Genomic DNA, 15,876 nt, shown 5'->3' on the forward strand with positions numbered 1-15,876 from the left:
ATGGCACAGCCACTGGCCGAAGCGCTTGCGACCAATCACTACTTCGACAATGCGTTCAACACGCAGGCGGTGAAACTGCTGCCGTCGGAGTACTTCGTCACGACCGAAGACATCATGCTCGTGACGGTGCTCGGCTCGTGTGTCGCCGCCTGTGTGCGCGACACCGTCACCGGGATCGGCGGCATGAACCATTTCATGTTGCCTGACGATGGCGAGAGCGAGCGCGACCGTATACTCTCGGCGTCCATGCGCTACGGCGCATACGCCATGGAAATGCTCATCAACGAACTGATCAAGCTCGGCGCACGGCGCGAGCGTCTGGAGGCGAAGGTCTTCGGCGGCGGCGCGGTGCTCGCGGGCATGACCACACTGAACATCGGCGATCGCAATGCGAGCTTCGTGTTGCGCTATCTCGAGACGGAGCAGATCCGCGTGAGCGCGCAGGATCTGCTCGGACCGCATCCGCGCAAGGTGTGCTTCTTGCCGCGCACCGGACGGGTGATGGTCAAAAAGCTGGGCGACCGCGGCGATCCGAGTATCGTCCAGAGCGAACAGGCGTACGCGCAGCGTTTGCGCACACGCGAAGTACGGGGCTCCGTAGAACTTTTTGCGCCACCGGCCAGAAATGCCAAGCCTCGGCCGGGGCCTGACAACCTGAAAATGGAGGAGGCTTGAGCGAACCAATCAAAGTCCTGTGCGTGGACGATTCCGCACTCGTGCGCAGCCTGATGACGGAGATCATCAATGCGCATCCGGACATGACCGTTGTGGCGACCGCACCCGACCCGCTCGTGGCGCGCGATCTGATCAAGCAGCACAACCCGGACGTGCTCACGCTCGACGTCGAAATGCCGCGCATGGACGGCCTGGACTTCCTCGAGAAGCTCATGCGCCTGCGTCCGATGCCGGTGCTCATGGTGTCGTCGCTGACCGAGCGCGGCTCGGAAGTCACGCTGCGCGCGCTGGAACTCGGCGCGGTGGATTTCGTGACCAAGCCGCGTCTGGGCATTCGTGACGGCATGCTCGAATACGGCGAGATGATCGCCGAGAAGATTCGGGCAGCGGCCCGCGCCCGCGTGCGCAGCGCCCCGCCCAAGAGTGCCGTGCCCGCGCCGGTGGAAGCCGCTCCGATGCTGCGCAACCCGCTGGTATCGACGGAAAAGCTGATCATCATCGGCGCGTCGACGGGCGGCACGGAAGCGATTCGCGAAGTGCTCGTGCCGATGCCCCCGGACGCCCCGGCGATCCTGATCACGCAGCACATGCCGGCGGGTTTCACAAAATCGTTCGCGCAGCGCCTGAACGGGCTTTGCCGCATTACGGTCAAGGAAGCCGAGCATGGCGAGCGTGTGCTGCCGGGCCACGCGTATATCGCGCCGGGCGGCGACACCCACCTGCAACTCTCGCGCAGCGGCGCGAACTATGTGGCGGTGCTCGACCCGGCGCCGCCGGTGAATCGACATCGGCCGTCGGTCGATGTATTGTTTCGCTCCGCGGCGGTTCACGCCGGACGTAACGCGATCGGCGTGATTCTGACGGGCATGGGCCGCGACGGTGCGGCCGGTCTGGTGGAAATGCGGCGCGCCGGCGCCCACACGTTCGCGCAGGACGAGGCGAGCTGCATCGTGTTCGGCATGCCGCGCGAGGCCATCGCGATGGGCGGCGCGGAAGAGGTGGTGCCGCTGGGCGAGATGGCCCGAAAAGTGCTTCACCAGGTCGCGAAATTTGGCGAGCGCACGCAACGGGTATAGTTCGGTTTTTGGCGTTTTTTCGTCGTATGCTTCGCATCGCATTGCGGACACACTCAGGGCACTGAGTGATGGCGAAAATGGCCCGTGAATATCGTCGGCCCCCTGCGGGGGACCGGCAGAATTGGAGTAATGATGGTAGATAAGAACATGAAATTCCTGGTCGTCGACGATTTTCCGACGATGCGTCGCATTGTGCGAAACCTGCTCAAGGAGCTCGGTTTCTCCAATGTCGACGAAGCGGAAGATGGTGCGGCGGCGCTGGCCAAGCTGCGCGGCGGCACGTTCGAATTCGTGGTCTCCGACTGGAACATGCCGAACATGGACGGCCTGACGATGCTCCAGCAGATTCGCGCCGATCCGAACCTGTCGAAGCTGCCAGTCCTGATGGTGACGGCCGAAGCCAAGAAGGAAAACATCATCGCGGCTGCCCAGGCCGGTGCGAGCGGGTATGTGGTTAAGCCGTTCACGGCGGCGACGCTCGACGAGAAGCTGGGCAAGATCTTCGAGAAAATGGAAAAAACGGGGGCCTGAACGTGACCCACGAGTCGAGCACTGAATGGCCGGGTGAGCCCAACGGCGCTTACGTGACCGGCGAAGCGGACCCGGCCGAGCGCATGCTCATGCGCATCGGGCAGTTGACGCGCATGTTGCGCGACAACCTGCGCGAACTCGGTCTGGACAAGCAACTCGAGCAGGCTGCCGAGGCGATTCCCGATGCGCGCGACCGCCTGAACTACGTCGCCACCATGACGGAGCAGGCGGCGGTGCGGGCTTTGACAGCCATCGAGCTGGCCAAGCCCATTCAGGATCGTCTCGAAGCAGACGCCAACGCGCTCGACGAGCGCTGGGCCAAGTGGTTCGACCAGCCGCTCGAACTCGACGACGCCCGTCAGCTTGTCTCCGAGACCCGCACCTATCTGCGCCGCGTGCCGGAAGACACCCGCGCGACCAACCACCATCTGATGGAAATCATGATGGCGCAGGACTTCCAGGATCTGACCGGACAGGTCATCAAGAAGATCATGGAAGTCGTGCAGGAGATCGAGAAGCATCTGCTCCAGACGCTGCTCGAGAACATGCCGCCCGAGAAGCGCAAGGAAGCCGAAGACTCCCTGCTCAACGGCCCGCAGGTCAAGAAGGAAGGCCGTGCCGATATCGTGGCCGATCAGGGTCAGGTCGACGACCTGCTCGCCAGCCTCGGTTTCTGACACCCGGTCGGGCATTCCCGCCCGACCGCACGCCCCCCGTCAGCCTCCGTCAGTCGTTCACGGGCTGACGGAGTGCCACCTGCAGCGGCGCTTTGCCGCGGCGACATGACCCCAATTTGAGCGCTGGCGCGAAATACCGCCCAATCCCGCCTCTATTCGCCCCTTTGTGACTTGACGGTTACGGCCATAATCGGTCGCGATAGGGTGGGTTCGTCCGCCCGCTGTGGATAGGGCATGGCTGAGGAAAGCGATCTCGAAAAGTCGGAGTCACCGACCCCCCGGCGCCTTGAAAAGGCACGGGAGGAGGGGCAGGTCGCGCGCTCGCGCGAGCTTTCGACGTTCGCGCTGCTCGCCGCCGGGGTCGCAGGTCTGTGGATGACGGCCGATCGCATCTCGCAAGGTTTCGCCCAGTTGATGCGCCACGGCATGCAGTTCGAACCGGGCACCGCGATGGACACCCGTCGCATGCTTTCGTACGCCGCCCACTCGGGCGCGGACGCGCTCATGGTCATTGCCCCGCTGTTCGGCGTGCTGGTGATCGCGGCGATTCTCGCCCCGATGGCGCTGGGCGGCTGGCTCTTCACGACCAAATCGCTCGCCCCCAACTTCGGCCGCCTGAACCCGCTCAAGGGGCTGGGGCGCATGTTCTCCATGCAGGGCCTGATCGAGTTGCTCAAGGCCGTGGCGAAGACCGCGCTCGTGGGCGCGGTGGCGTACTGGGCGATTGCCCGCGACAAAGACGCCGTGATGGGCCTGATGACCCAGTCGCCGCGCGTGGCGCTGCCCTATGTGGGCGAGATGATCGTGGTGTGCTGCGCGTTCATCGTGGCGTCGCTGCTGGTGGTGGCGGCCATCGACATCCCGTTCCAGATTTGGCAGCACTACAAGAAGCTGCGCATGACCAAAGAGGAAGTGCGTCAGGAAAACAAGGAAACCGAGGGCGATCCGCACGTCAAGGCGCAAATTCGTCAGTTGCAGCGCCAGGCGGCACGCCGTCGCATGATGCAGGACGTGCCCAAGGCCGACGTCATCGTGACGAACCCGACGCACTTCGCCGTCGCGCTCGAATACAAGGACAACATGGGTGCGCCGCGCGTGCTCGCCAAGGGCACCGATCTGGTCGCACAACGTATCCGTGAGATGGGTGCCGAGCACCGCATCCCGATCCTCGAAGCCCCGCCGCTCGCCCGTGCGCTGCACCGTCACGTGGAAATCGGTCACGAAATCCCGGCCACCCTCTACACGGCCGTGGCCGAAGTGCTGGCGTGGGTCTTCCAGCTTCGCCGCTGGCGTACCGAAGGGGGTGTCGAGCCGCGCACCCCGTCGGATCTGCCGGTGCCGACCGAGCTCGAGGCGCCCAAGCGCCTCGGCTCGAAACGAGTGTAACGAATGAACCTCAACCCACGCGCGAACCAGCTGCTGCGCACGTCGCAAATGCTCCTCGGCGGCAATCTGAAGTCGCTTGCCGCGCCGGTGCTGATCATCATGATTCTGGGCATGATGATCCTCCCGTTGCCGCCGTTCATCCTGGATCTGTTGTTTACGTTCAACATCGCCCTCGCGGTGATGGTGCTGCTCGTGAGCATGTACACGCAAAAGCCGCTCGACTTCGCGGCGTTCCCGAGCGTGCTGCTGTTCTCCACGCTGCTGCGCCTGTCGCTGAACGTGGCGTCCACCCGCGTGGTGCTGCTCGAAGGCCACACCGGCCCGGACGCCGCGGGCAAGGTGATCGAGGCGTTCGGTCACTTCCTGGTGGGCGGCAACTACGCGGTCGGTATCGTGGTGTTCATCATCCTCGTGGTCATCAACTTCATGGTGATTACGAAGGGCGCGGGACGTATCGCCGAAGTGGGCGCGCGCTTTACCCTCGACGCCATGCCCGGCAAGCAGATGGCCATCGACGCCGACCTGAACGCGGGTCTGATCGGTGAAGAGGAAGCGCGCAAGCGCCGCCTGGTGATCTCGCAGGAAGCCGACTTCTACGGTTCGATGGACGGCGCCTCCAAGTTCGTGCGCGGTGACGCGGTCGCGGGCTTGCTGATCATGTTCATCAACATCATCGGCGGGCTGATCGTCGGTGTGGTGCAGCACAATCTGGATCTCGGCACGGCCGCCAAGAACTACACGCTGCTGACCATCGGTGACGGTCTCGTCGCGCAGATCCCGGCGCTGGTGATCTCGACGGCCGCCGGTGTGGTCGTCTCGCGGGTGGCGACCGATGAAGACGTCGGCCAGCAGGTCGTCTCGCAACTGTTCAGCAATCCGCAGGTGCTGGGCATCACCGCCGCGATTCTCGGCCTGATGGGGCTGATCCCGGGCATGCCGCACTTCGCCTTCCTGTTGCTGGCCATCGGCCTCGGCGCGCTGGCCCGCTGGCAGTTCCGCAAGGCTGCGGCAGCCAAGGTGCAGGCCACGCGTCCCACGCCGGTCGCGGCTACGGCGCCCGCCGAAGTGGCCGAAGCGTCGTGGGACGACGTGGCACTCGTCGACCCGCTGGGGCTGGAAGTCGGTTATCGCCTGATTCCGCTCGTCGACCGCAATCAGGACGGCGAACTCCTCAAGCGCATCAAGGGCATTCGCAAGAAATTCGCACAGGAAATCGGTTTTCTCGCGCCGGTGGTGCACATTCGCGACAATCTGGAGCTTCGGCCGAACCAGTACCGCATTACGCTCAAGGGCGTGATCATTGGGGAAGGCGAGGCGTATCCGGGGCAATTGCTGGCCATCGATCCGGGTCAGGTCAGCGCGCCGTTGCAAGGCACGCCCACGCGCGATCCGGCGTTCGGCTTGCCCGCGACGTGGATCGACGTCGGTCAGCGCGATCAGGCGCAGGCGTACGGCTACACCGTGGTCGACGCCGGGACGGTGGTCGCCACGCACCTGAATCACCTCATCAACGCGCACGCGCACGAGTTGCTGGGACGTCAGGAAGTACAGCAGCTCATCGAGCGTATCGGCAAGGACGCGCCCAAGCTCATCGAAGATCTGGTGCCGAAGACCGTCGCGCTCACCACGTTGCAGAAGGTGCTGCAAAACCTGCTCGAGGAGCAGGTGCCGATTCGCGACATGCGCACCATCATCGATACGATTGCCGAGCACGGCGCGCGGGTGCAGGATCCCTACGACATTACGGCGCTGGTGCGTCTGTCGCTGGGCCGCGCGATCACGCAGAGCGTGTTCCCCGGCAGCGGCGATCTGGAAGTGGTGGGGCTGGACGCCAATCTCGAACGAATTCTCACGCAGGCGTTGTCGGCTGGCGGAGGCACCGGTCTGGAGCCGGGCCTCGCGGACACGTTGTTGCGTGAAACGCAGGCGGCGGTGGCGCGTCAGGAGCGTCAGGGCTTGCCGGCGGTATTGCTGGTTCAACATCCGCTGCGTTCGCTGCTCTCGCGCTTCCTGCGCCGCAGCTTGCCGCAGCTCAAGGTTTTGTCGTATGCGGAAGTGCCAGATACCCGTAACGTGAAAATGACGGCACTCATCGGAGGTCAAGCGTGAAGATTCGGAAATTCTTTGCGGGCACGTGCCGCGACGCACTGCGCCAGATTCGCGAGGAAATCGGACCCGATGCGGTTGTGTTGTCCAACCGCTCGGTCGCCAACGGCGTCGAGATCGTGGCGTTGGCGGAAGAAGATCTGGACGCACTTGCCGGGGGCGAAATGCCCACGCACCGTCCCCGCCCGCGCCCGGTGGCACCCGTGGCGCAAGTCTCCCCGAATCCGGCCGTGGCCGGGCACGACGCCGCAGCGGCAAGCGCGTTTGCACAATCGATGATGGGCGAGCTCCAGAGCATGCGCGGCTTGCTCGAAGAGCAGGTCGCAGGGCTGGTCTGGAACGACAAGCAACGCCGTTCCCCGGCGCAGGGCGAGATTCTGCGCACGCTGCTCGCCGCAGGCTTTTCGGCGCAGCTCGGGCGCGCGTTGCTCGAACATCTGCCGGACGGCAGCGACCGCGAGAGCGGACTCGACTGGGTGAAGAATGCGCTCAAGCGCAACTTGCCCATCATGCCGAACGAAGACGAATTGATGGACCGCGGCGGCGTGTACGCGCTGATGGGGCCAACCGGCGTGGGCAAGACCACGACCACGGCCAAGCTGGCGGCGCGTTGCGTGATGCGTCACGGCGCGGAGAAGCTCGCGCTGCTCACGACTGACAGCTATCGTATCGGCGGCCACGAGCAACTGCGCATCTACGGCAAGATTCTCGGCGTGACGGTGCACGCGGTGAAGGACGCGACAGACCTGCGTCTGGCGCTGACCGAACTGCGCAACAAGCATATGGTGCTGATCGACACGGTGGGCATGAGCCAGCGCGATCGCACGGTGCCGGAGCAGGTCGCGATGCTGTGCGGCGCACAAACGCCGGTGCAGCGTCTGCTGTTGCTCAATGCGACGAGCCACGGCGACACGCTCAATGAAGTGGTGCACGCTTACCGCAGCGCCAGCGCCGAGGGGGGGGGCGATCTGGCGGGGTGTATTCTCACGAAACTCGACGAGACGACCAATCTCGGTTCGGTGCTCGATACGGTGATTCGTCACCGTTTACCGGTGCATTACGTTTCCACGGGACAGCGCGTGCCGGAGAACCTGCACGTGGCCGACCGGCAGTTCCTCGTCGACACGGCGTTGTCCGCACCCGTCACGGGTTCGCCGTTCGTGCCGGCCGAGGAAGATCTGCCGGCGGTGGTGCGTGGGGTCGATCCCAACTACAGCGGGCTGTTCGCGCCTGCTCAACCTTCAGGCGAGGCCTGCTTTGGTTAAACTCGTGCTCGATCAAGCTGAGGGGCTGCGCCGTCTGGTGGCGCGCCATACCACGCGCATCGTCGCCGTGGTGGGAAGTGCGCCTGAAGCCGGTCAGACGAGTGTTGCGTTGAATCTGGCCAGCGCGCTGGCCCATCACGGTCAGGATGTCGTACTGGCCGACGAGAGCGGCCATGCGGCGCCGGCCCTCGGTTTGCCGTTGCGTGGCGACATCCACGATGTGATTGCCGGGCGTGTCTCGCCCGAGGCAATTCGCGTGCACACGCGTGAGAATGTGGTTCTGGTGCCGGTGGCGCACCGTCATCCCGAACGTATCGACCCGCAACGTGCGCTGCCCTTGCTGACGATGGGCGAGCCCGATGTCGTGGTCATCGACTGCACGCATGCCGGAGCGGTGCTCAGTCCGCTCGCGGCCCATGCGCACGACGTGCTGGTGGTGCTCGGTTGCGAGCCCGTGTCGATCACGGGCGCGTATTCGTGGATCAAGCAGGCGCATTTCGAGTACGCGCTGGCGCAATTCCGGGTGTTGGTGAATCGGGCAGAGGATATGGAGGCACGCGTGGTGTGCCGCAATCTGGCCACGACGGCGAGCCGTTATCTGGCGGTGTCGCTGGAGTTGGCGGGCCACGTGCCGTCGGATCGGCAGGTCATGCGTGCGCGGCATCTGACGCGCACCGTGGTCGATGCCTTCCCGATGGCGCCGGCGGCTGTGGCATATCGTCAGTTGGCGGGGCAGGTGACGCATTGGCCGCTGGCAACACGAGAGACGGGTTCGGCGGCGCTCGGTCGGGCGATGGGCGCTGGAATCGGTGATATCGGCGGCGATCGCGGTGGCGAGATGACGCATGGCGTGGGCGCGGTGAGCGCGCACACGGCCTGAGCGTTACGGCACGCGTCGAGAGGAAGCGGAGGGAAACATGTATACCGCGCGCGGGAAGGTCGACACGAACGACACGCTGACCCAATACGCGCCGTTGGTGCGCCGGCTGGCACTGCAATTGATGGCGAAGCTGCCGGCGAGCGTGGAATTGGAAGATCTGATTCAGGCCGGCATGCTGGGGCTGCTCGATGCGGCGAACCGGTATCAGGAGACGCAGGGCGCGCAGTTCGAAACGTACGCGAGCCAGCGCATTCGCGGGGCGATGCTCGACGAGTTGCGCGAGCTCGACTGGGCGTCGCGCGGCATTCGCAAGACGGCGCGTCAGATCGAGAAGGCGGTACAGCGTCTGGAGCAGCGGCTGGGGCGGGGGCCGTCCGAGAGCGAGATTGCGGGCGAGATGTCGATCGGGCTGTCCGAGTATCAGCAGATGCTGCAGGACGTGCACGGCTGCCAACTCATCTATTACGAAGATTTCGAAGCGGCGGACGAAGAGCCGTTCATCGACCGGATTTGTGCCGATCCGGGTGCCGACCCGCTGACGATGCTGCTCGACGAAGGCTTGCGCGGCGGTGTGGTCGACGCCATCGACCGGCTGCCGGAGCGCGAGAAGTTGCTGATGAGCCTGTACTACGAGCAGGGTCTGAACCTGCGCGAGATCGGCGCGGTGCTGGAAGTGAGCGAGTCCCGCGTCTGCCAGTTGCACAGCCAGGCGATCTCGCGTCTGCGTGCAACGTTGCGCGAGAAGGCGTGGACGTCGGCGAATTGAACGTCCCGCGACCGAAGCGTTGCCGATACCTGTCGTCTCACCTTGATCTTCGGGGTCGATGCGACCCGAGCAGACCGTAGGTGCCGATCGAGGCCTATCGGTGAGCCTGCGCGTCTGCGCGCCACGCCTGAAGGTACTCGGCAAACGGCGGCTGAGGGGGCATTGATATGCGAGCCAATGGGGAGAAGATTCCCGAACTCCTTGCCGGGCATCGCGATAGCGGAGAATGTCGCGTTCAAATGCCTCCCGCGCTACACCGCGCGTTGGTCATCGAAGCTGCAGAATCGGGCGTCAGTCTGAACCGGCTGGCTGCTCTCAAACTCGCAGTGAGCTAAAACAACGGGCCATCGAACGATTTCAAGGGGAAATCCGATATTCCCAAGATGCCCTTAACTACCCTCAGGCCGTCACACTTCCACCGCTCGATCGCGGCGTGGTGCGTCCGTCCGGGCCGTAAAGCGGGGCGCTTTTCTCCGGGCCGTAGAGCACGTTCAGCGCTTGCTGGGTGTACGTCAGGCGGGTGTTGATGAGCAGGCCGTTCGTGTCGTTGGCCTGCTTGGCCTGGGCTGCGGCGGCGAGTAGCGCTTTCCAGGCGGTATCGACGCGGGCGTCGGTGCTCGCGGCGGCCATCGCGCCAGCTTCATCCGGGGTATAGCCCAGCGCTTCGAGTTGGGCGTCGCGCTCGCGACCGAGCGCGGAGAGCTCTGCGACCGCGCGTGTCTTGCGCTCGGTCAGTGCCGGCAACGCGTCGAGCGTGCCGCTCACCAATGCCTGCTGTTCCTCGCCAAGCAATGCCGAAAACGTGCCAATGGCGGTCGTTTCGGCAGACAGGGCGTTCAGCAGGGCATCGGTGGTCATGACGTCGATTGCGTAGAAAGCAGATCGCGCGCGGTCGCAATGAGACCGTCGGCAATCTTGGAGGTGTCGATGGCGAGCTGGCCGTTGGCAATCGCCGCTTTGATCGATGCCACCTTCGCGACGTCGATATCGGCCGTACCCGTCTTGGCGAGCGCTTCCTGCAAGGCGCGCATCTCCGACGACAGGGTGCTCGTGCTCACGCTGGCATCGCTGCCGGCGCCGCTGGTGCTCGTGACAGACGCAGCACCGCCTTCAGCATTCACAGTGCCGGTTGTTGTCCGATCGGTCGTCGCCTTACCCGCGCCGATCCCGGCCAACGGATTGGCGGGTGGTTCGATTTTCATGTGCTTTCCCCAGAAACCTGCCTGTGTAACGGCATTATCCGCCATAACTTTAGGCAAGTAACATCCTGTTACCAGTTCAAGTGCCCGGGTGACTTCAGCGAATTCTTAATGATAGTGAGCGATCACTTATAGAGCAACTTCGACTTCGACGTTGCCCGTTTTACCTGTCTTGACGGTGCCGCTCACCACTTGTCCGGCGCGGGTTCGCACCTGCACGGGATCGCCCGCGCTGGCGCGCGAGAGCACCTGACCTTCGGTGCTCACTTCGAAACCGGAGCCGCGCGAGACGACGCGCACCGTTTGTCCCTGCTGCACGGCAATTGCGCTGCGCAACAGATCGGAGCGAATCGGCAGGCCGGAGGTAATACGGTTCACCGCCACCGTGCCGACGATCTGGCCGGCGTCGGTCGCGACCGTGCGCGGCAGCAGTGTGAGGTCGCCCTGACGCGGCGACAGATCGTTCGGCCCGATCGTGTCGCCCGGGTTGATCTGACGCGCAGCGACGAAGTACGTCGCGTTGATGCTCACACGCGCTTGCAGATACAGCGTCCACGGACGCTCCCCCGCACAACGCACGCCAACGCTTGTCGTGCCCCACAGACGCGCACCGGGCGGCAGGAAGGGTTCGAGCGCGGAGCACGCGGGCATGCGGTCCGAGACCGAATCGCCCACGGTGATGCCCACCTGTCCCGGCAGGCCCGTCGTCTGCTCACGCAGGAAACGCTCGGCTGTCTGGCGGACGACCTGGGGATTCTGGAATTGGGAAGCCTGCGCGGCAGCCTGTTGCGGTGCCGGGGCTTGCTGCGCCTGAACGGGGACGTTTGCGCTCGAAGTGGCCGGCCGAACTAGGTTCGGCACGTTCGATGCGACACCGCCGGCGGCGGCATTGTTGCCGGGGATGACGATGGCGCTGGGGCCGAGCGTGTTGCCGAGATTCTGTGCGGCGGGATCGGTCGCGATACCCGCGGCGGGGGCGGCAGCGTGGGCAGACCCCATTGCGCCGGCCAATCCACCGATGCCGGCAATACCGGCAAGCGCCGTGGCCACCAGGCCCGATCGAAGACGCGCGCGCTGGCCGTGCCGCAGCACGCTTTGCGTGCGCGGGGCATAGGCGAGACTGTCGCCGAATTTGCCTGCCATGCTCACTCTCCTTGCGGCCGTCGCCCGCGGCATTCACCCCACGTGCGGCGCTCGACCAACTTCCACCCACATCAACCGACTTCCGTCGACTTCCAGCGGTATCACGCCGTGAAGCCGACGACACCGGGCAGTGTCCCTGTGCCTGGGGGGCGAACCCCGCCCGATGCCGTCAGGAAGCCATTCTAGAGATGTCCCGCAACGGGGCATGGCTCGAAATGGCGGTCAATCTCCTGCCTATTCCTCAGATTGAATCCGGGGGGGTACGCATACGATGCGAAGCATGCCAAAAGGTCCGTACTTTTTCCGGGCCCGGCAGGACATCCCGTCGGCGCACCGCGCGGCGCCCGCCCCACGAGGCGGAGCGGACCCGGTCGCCCCACGGGGATTTCTTGTGCAGTACCCAGCATCAAGGCAGGCATCGGGCGAGACGAGATCATGGACAAACTGGACGCGGCATTGCGATTTTCCCAGCAGGCGCTGGCTATGCGCGCCTACCGTCAGGAGGTGATCTCGTCGAATATTGCCAACGCCGACACGCCGGGATACAAGGCCCGCGACGTCGACTTCAATAACGCGTTGAACCAGGCTGTCGAGCGCGGCGCGCAGCAACAGCTCGCCACCGAGTCGAGCGTGTCGCTCTCGCGCACGTCCTCGCGCCACATTGCCGGGCGTGCGGTGAGCACCGCGCCGCCGATGGGCGGTCCCGAGCTGCTCTATCGCGTGCCGTATCAGCAAAGCGTGGACGGCAACACCGTCGAACTCGATGCCGAGCGCGTGAACTTCGCCGACAACGCCGTGCATTACCAGACGGGCCTCACGGTCCTGACCGGCCAGATCAAGACGATGCTGGCTGCCATCACGAATCAAGGGTAAGCGCCATGCCACTCATGAGCATCTTCGACGTCGCCGGCTCGGCCATGACTGCGCAGTCGCAGCGCATGAACGTGACGGCGAGCAACCTGGCCAACGCCGAATCGGTGACCGGCCCGGACGGTCAGCCGTACCGCGCCAAGCAGGTCGTGTTCCAGGTCAACCCGGTCACGGGCACCGACGTGGGCGGTGTGAAGGTGGCCGGCGTGGTCGAAGACCCGTCGCCGCTCAAGACCGTGTACGACCCGAAGAACCCGGCGGCGAACGCTCAGGGCTACGTCACCATGCCCAACGTGAATCCGGTGGAGGAGATGGTCAACATGATCTCCGCCTCCCGCTCTTATCAAGCCAACGTCGAAGCGCTCAATACCGCCAAGACCCTCATGCTCAAAACCCTCACGGTCGGCCAGTAAGGGGCCGCGCGGAGACCAGATCCATGGCAAGCATCAATACCTCGAATACCGGCAACCTCTCGCAGAGCTTCCTCGACTCGATCAACGGTACGGCCAATAGCAGCAATAGCTCGAAGTCGTCGGCCGGCAGCGCAGACGATCTGCAGAACAGCTTCCTCAAGTTGCTCGTCGCACAGATGAACAACCAGGACCCGCTCAACCCGATGGACAACTCGCAGGTGACCTCGCAGCTCGCGCAGATCAGCACGGTCTCGGGCATCACCCAGTTGAACAGCACGCTGTCCGCCGTGACCTCGCAGCTCAACTCGACGCAGAGCCTGCAAGCGGCGGCGCTGGTCGGCAAGGGCGTGCTCATTCCGGGCAACAGCATCGGCGTGGGCAGCACCAAGGCCGACGACGGCACCGTCACGAAGACGGCCACGCCGTTCGGCTTCGAACTGCCGAGCGACGCCGACACCGTGAAGATCGAGATCAAGGACAGCACAGGCAAGGTGATTCGTACCGTCAACGCGGGCGCACTGGACGCCGGTGTGCAGGCCCTCACGTGGGACGGCAAGGACGATGCGGGCACCGACGTGGCCGACGGCAAGTACACGCTGAGCGTGACGGCAACGGCCAACGGCAAGGCCGTGACGCCGACGCTGCTCTCCTACGCGCAGGTGCAAAGCGTGGTGGCCAGCACTACCGGCGCGCCGCTGCTCAACGTCGGCACGGGCTCGAATATCAAGCTCTCCGACGTACGCGAAATCCTGTAACCGACCTTATTCGACGTAAGCCCTCAACCGTTTTCCACGCGACAGACGTCGCCGACAACCGAATTTCAGGAGTATCACCATGGCCTTTTCGACCGGATTGAGCGGCCTGAACGCCGCCTCCAAGGACCTGGACGTCATCGGCAACAACGTTGCCAACGCGGCCACCGTCGGTTTCAAGCAGGGTCAGGCGCAGTTCGCCGACATCTACGCGAACTCGTTGTTCGGCGCGGGCAACAACACCGTCGGTATCGGTACGCGTGTGGCCGCTGTCGCCCAGCAGTTCACGCAAGGCGACATCACGGTCACGAACCGTCAGCTCGACCTGGCGATCTCGGGTAACGGCTTCTTCCGCGTGTCGAACAACGGCACCATCGCTTACACGCGTAACGGCCAATTCTCGCTCGACAAGAACGGTTACATCGTCGACACGAACGGCGACCACCTGACCGGCTATCTGGCTGGCCCGAACGGCATCATCAACAGCGTCTCGCCGGTCGATCTGCAGATCCCGACGGGCGATCTGGCCCCGACGGCCACCCAGAAGATCACGGGTCAGTTCAACCTCGACTCGCGCAGCGCCGTGAACGCCACGCCGTTCTCGATCACCGATCCGAACTCGTACACCAACGCCACGTCGCTCAAGGTCTACGACTCGCTGGGCAATTCGCATGACGTCAACCTGTACTTCAAGAAGACGAGCGTCGACCCCACGACCAACAACGCCACGTGGACCGTGTACGCCTCGGTCGACGGCACGACGCAAGTCGGCGCCGGCCCGATCGGCACGATGACGTTCAACTCGTCGGGTGGCCTCGTGGCGCAGACCGACTCGACCGGTGCTGCAGTGACCGGCCCGATCACGCTGCCGACGATCACCTACGGCAACGGCGCCGCTGCCGGCAACCTGACGCTGAACCTGGCGGGCACCACGCAGTACGGCAACAGCTACACGCCGAACACGCTCACGCAAGACGGTTACTCGTCGGGCCGCCTGACCGGCTTCACGTTCAACGCGGACGGCACCATCGTCGGTACCTATTCGAACACGCAGTCGATGGTGCTCGGTCAGGTCGCGCTGGCGAACTTCAACAACGTGAACGGCCTGATTCCGCTGGGTAACAACCTGTGGTCGGAGTCGTCTGCCTCGGGCATTCCCATCGTCGGCGTGCCGGGCGGCACGAACCTCGGCAAGTTGCAGGCAGGCGCCGTGGAAGCGTCGAACGTCGACCTGACGGCCGAACTGGTTCACATGATCACCGCGCAGCGCAACTATCAGGCGAACGCGCAGACGATCAAGACGGAAGACCAGTTGATGCAGACGATGGTCAATCTGTAAGCACGGAGAGCGGCGCGTATGCGTAACTTGCAGGAGGGGCGTCGATGGATCGTCTGATTTATATCGCCATGACCGGCGCGAAGCAGGCGATGGAGCAGCAATCGACCACCGCCAACAATCTGGCGAACGTCTCGACGCCGGGCTTCCGGGCGCAGCTCTCGGCGTTCCGTCAGGCGCCGGTGCGCGCCGCAGACGGCTCGACAGGCACGCGCACGTTCGTCGCCACGTCGACGCCGGGCACCGACTTCACGCCCGGCGCAATGCAACAGACGGGCCGCCCGCTCGACGTGGCCATTCAGGGCCAGGGCTGGCTCGCCGTGCGCGACGCGCAGGGCCGCGAAGCCTACACCCGTGGCGGCAACCTCGAGATGACGGCCGACGGCCAGATCACCTTGCACGGCCTGCCGGTCATGACCGACGCCGGGCCGGCCGCCGTGCCGCCGGGCGCGGCGGTGAGCATCGGCGCCGACGGCACGATCTCGGCGCTCGGACAGGGCGATCCGCCCAACTCCATCGCGGTGATGGGCCAGTTGAAGCTGGTCAATCCGCCCGAAGGCAATCTCGTGCGCGGCGACGACGGTCTGTTCCGTACGGCCAACAACGCCCCGGCGCAGGTCGATCCGAATGTCGTGGTGGTCGCAGGCTCGATCGAGACCAGCAACGTCAATCCGGTCACCGGTCTCGTGAACATGATTTCGCAGTCGCGGGCCTTCGAGATGCAGATGAAGATGCTGCAGACGGCCGATACCAACGAACAATCCGCCAACCAGTTGCTGAACTTCAGCTAACGGGCGCCGG

At 64.6% G+C, this 15,876-nt stretch carries 18 protein-coding genes; 15 read left to right on the forward strand and 3 right to left on the reverse strand.

Annotation, left to right across the window (positions count from 1 at the left end):
- The 10 genes from cheD (at position 1) to ACIPHM_RS20760 (ending at position 9,697) form a co-directional block, all read left to right on the forward strand.
- Positions 1-675 carry a chemoreceptor glutamine deamidase CheD gene (gene cheD, locus ACIPHM_RS20715; protein WP_400332330.1) on the forward strand — a complete coding sequence of 225 codons (675 nt, stop codon included), beginning with the start codon at positions 1-3 and terminating at the stop codon, positions 673-675.
- Positions 672-1,751 carry a chemotaxis response regulator protein-glutamate methylesterase gene (locus tag ACIPHM_RS20720; RefSeq protein WP_400332332.1) on the forward strand — a complete coding sequence of 360 codons (1,080 nt, stop codon included), beginning with the start codon at positions 672-674 and terminating at the stop codon, positions 1,749-1,751. Before cheD ends, ACIPHM_RS20720 begins: the two co-directional genes overlap by 4 nt.
- A 132-nt stretch (positions 1,752-1,883) precedes the next feature.
- Positions 1,884-2,282: a chemotaxis response regulator CheY gene (cheY, locus tag ACIPHM_RS20725; RefSeq protein WP_400332508.1), complete on the forward strand. Its 399-nt coding sequence runs from the start codon at positions 1,884-1,886 to the stop codon at positions 2,280-2,282.
- A 53-nt stretch (positions 2,283-2,335) separates the two neighbouring features.
- Positions 2,336-2,959, forward strand: coding sequence for a protein phosphatase CheZ (cheZ, locus tag ACIPHM_RS20730; protein WP_400332511.1), 624 nt, complete (start codon positions 2,336-2,338; stop codon positions 2,957-2,959).
- A 234-nt stretch (positions 2,960-3,193) separates the two neighbouring features.
- A complete protein-coding gene (flhB, locus tag ACIPHM_RS20735; protein ID WP_400332334.1) occupies positions 3,194-4,345 on the forward strand; it encodes a flagellar biosynthesis protein FlhB in 1,152 nt (383 codons plus the stop codon).
- 48 nt (positions 4,346-4,393) lie between these two features.
- Positions 4,394-6,454, forward strand: coding sequence for a flagellar biosynthesis protein FlhA (gene flhA, locus ACIPHM_RS20740; protein ID WP_400332514.1), 2,061 nt, complete (start codon positions 4,394-4,396; stop codon positions 6,452-6,454).
- On the forward strand, positions 6,451-7,716 hold the full coding sequence (gene flhF, locus ACIPHM_RS20745) for a flagellar biosynthesis protein FlhF (protein ID WP_400332337.1): 1,266 nt from the start codon (positions 6,451-6,453) through the stop codon (positions 7,714-7,716). Before flhA ends, flhF begins: the two co-directional genes overlap by 4 nt.
- Before the next feature lie 4 nt (positions 7,717-7,720).
- On the forward strand, positions 7,721-8,596 hold the full coding sequence (locus tag ACIPHM_RS20750) for a MinD/ParA family protein (RefSeq protein WP_400332339.1): 876 nt from the start codon (positions 7,721-7,723) through the stop codon (positions 8,594-8,596).
- A 37-nt stretch (positions 8,597-8,633) separates the two neighbouring features.
- Positions 8,634-9,362, forward strand: coding sequence for an RNA polymerase sigma factor FliA (locus ACIPHM_RS20755; protein WP_400332342.1), 729 nt, complete (start codon positions 8,634-8,636; stop codon positions 9,360-9,362).
- 167 nt (positions 9,363-9,529) lie between these two features.
- The gene (locus ACIPHM_RS20760) at positions 9,530-9,697 is read left to right on the forward strand and encodes a toxin-antitoxin system HicB family antitoxin (RefSeq protein ID WP_400332345.1); all 168 of its coding nucleotides are present in this window, start codon (positions 9,530-9,532) and stop codon (positions 9,695-9,697) included.
- Positions 9,698-9,761: 64 nt separating this feature from the next.
- Here the strand turns inward: ACIPHM_RS20760 and ACIPHM_RS20765 are convergent, their stop codons facing one another.
- The 3 genes from ACIPHM_RS20765 to flgA all read right to left on the reverse strand — a co-directional run bounded on the left by ACIPHM_RS20765 (position 9,762) and on the right by flgA (position 11,704).
- Positions 9,762-10,220 (reverse strand): flagella synthesis protein FlgN, encoded by a 459-nt coding sequence (locus ACIPHM_RS20765; RefSeq protein WP_400332347.1) that lies wholly within the window; start codon positions 10,218-10,220, stop codon positions 9,762-9,764.
- On the reverse strand, positions 10,217-10,564 hold the full coding sequence (flgM, locus tag ACIPHM_RS20770) for a flagellar biosynthesis anti-sigma factor FlgM (RefSeq protein ID WP_400332350.1): 348 nt from the start codon (positions 10,562-10,564) through the stop codon (positions 10,217-10,219). Before flgM ends, ACIPHM_RS20765 begins: the two co-directional genes overlap by 4 nt.
- 126 nt (positions 10,565-10,690) lie before the next feature.
- Positions 10,691-11,704, reverse strand: a complete 1,014-nt coding sequence (gene flgA, locus ACIPHM_RS20775) for a flagellar basal body P-ring formation chaperone FlgA (RefSeq protein ID WP_400332353.1) — start codon at positions 11,702-11,704, stop codon at positions 10,691-10,693.
- Positions 11,705-12,136: 432 nt separating this feature from the next.
- Between flgA and flgB the strand changes: the two genes are divergently transcribed.
- The 5 genes from flgB to ACIPHM_RS20800 all read left to right on the forward strand — a co-directional run bounded on the left by flgB (position 12,137) and on the right by ACIPHM_RS20800 (position 15,866).
- Positions 12,137-12,577 carry a flagellar basal body rod protein FlgB gene (gene flgB / locus ACIPHM_RS20780; protein WP_400332516.1) on the forward strand — a complete coding sequence of 147 codons (441 nt, stop codon included), beginning with the start codon at positions 12,137-12,139 and terminating at the stop codon, positions 12,575-12,577.
- A gap of 5 nt (positions 12,578-12,582) precedes the next feature.
- On the forward strand, positions 12,583-12,987 hold the full coding sequence (flgC, locus tag ACIPHM_RS20785) for a flagellar basal body rod protein FlgC (RefSeq protein WP_039394038.1): 405 nt from the start codon (positions 12,583-12,585) through the stop codon (positions 12,985-12,987).
- Between the two features lie 23 nt (positions 12,988-13,010).
- Positions 13,011-13,742, forward strand: a complete 732-nt coding sequence (gene flgD / locus ACIPHM_RS20790; RefSeq protein ID WP_400332355.1) for a flagellar hook assembly protein FlgD — start codon at positions 13,011-13,013, stop codon at positions 13,740-13,742.
- 79 nt (positions 13,743-13,821) lie between these two features.
- Positions 13,822-15,078, forward strand: a complete 1,257-nt coding sequence (gene flgE, locus ACIPHM_RS20795; RefSeq protein ID WP_400332358.1) for a flagellar hook protein FlgE — start codon at positions 13,822-13,824, stop codon at positions 15,076-15,078.
- Between the two features lie 44 nt (positions 15,079-15,122).
- Positions 15,123-15,866, forward strand: coding sequence for a flagellar basal body rod protein FlgF (locus ACIPHM_RS20800; protein ID WP_400332360.1), 744 nt, complete (start codon positions 15,123-15,125; stop codon positions 15,864-15,866).
- Positions 15,867-15,876 lie beyond the last annotated feature (10 nt).

It is taken from the genome of Pandoraea sp. NPDC087047 (assembly GCF_044745225.1).
Lineage (GTDB): Bacteria > Pseudomonadota > Gammaproteobacteria > Burkholderiales > Burkholderiaceae > Pandoraea.

What these genes read in the sequence shown, in the direction of transcription:
- cheD (WP_400332330.1), top strand. Translation starts at nt 1, where the DNA reads ATGGCACAGCCACTGGCCGAAGCGCTTGCGACCAATCACTACTTCGAC.
- cheY (WP_400332508.1), top strand. Translation starts at nt 1,884, where the DNA reads ATGGTAGATAAGAACATGAAATTCCTGGTCGTCGACGATTTTCCGACG.
- flhB (WP_400332334.1), top strand. Translation starts at nt 3,194, where the DNA reads ATGGCTGAGGAAAGCGATCTCGAAAAGTCGGAGTCACCGACCCCCCGG.
- flhA (WP_400332514.1), top strand. Translation starts at nt 4,394, where the DNA reads ATGCTCCTCGGCGGCAATCTGAAGTCGCTTGCCGCGCCGGTGCTGATC.
- ACIPHM_RS20755 (WP_400332342.1), top strand. Translation starts at nt 8,634, where the DNA reads ATGTATACCGCGCGCGGGAAGGTCGACACGAACGACACGCTGACCCAA.
- ACIPHM_RS20760 (WP_400332345.1), top strand. Translation starts at nt 9,530, where the DNA reads ATGCGAGCCAATGGGGAGAAGATTCCCGAACTCCTTGCCGGGCATCGC.
- ACIPHM_RS20765 (WP_400332347.1), bottom strand. Translation starts at nt 10,220, where the DNA reads ATGACCACCGATGCCCTGCTGAACGCCCTGTCTGCCGAAACGACCGCC.
- flgM (WP_400332350.1), bottom strand. Translation starts at nt 10,564, where the DNA reads ATGAAAATCGAACCACCCGCCAATCCGTTGGCCGGGATCGGCGCGGGT.
- flgA (WP_400332353.1), bottom strand. Translation starts at nt 11,704, where the DNA reads ATGGCAGGCAAATTCGGCGACAGTCTCGCCTATGCCCCGCGCACGCAA.
- flgC (WP_039394038.1), top strand. Translation starts at nt 12,583, where the DNA reads ATGCCACTCATGAGCATCTTCGACGTCGCCGGCTCGGCCATGACTGCG.
- flgD (WP_400332355.1), top strand. Translation starts at nt 13,011, where the DNA reads ATGGCAAGCATCAATACCTCGAATACCGGCAACCTCTCGCAGAGCTTC.
- flgE (WP_400332358.1), top strand. Translation starts at nt 13,822, where the DNA reads ATGGCCTTTTCGACCGGATTGAGCGGCCTGAACGCCGCCTCCAAGGAC.
- ACIPHM_RS20800 (WP_400332360.1), top strand. Translation starts at nt 15,123, where the DNA reads ATGGATCGTCTGATTTATATCGCCATGACCGGCGCGAAGCAGGCGATG.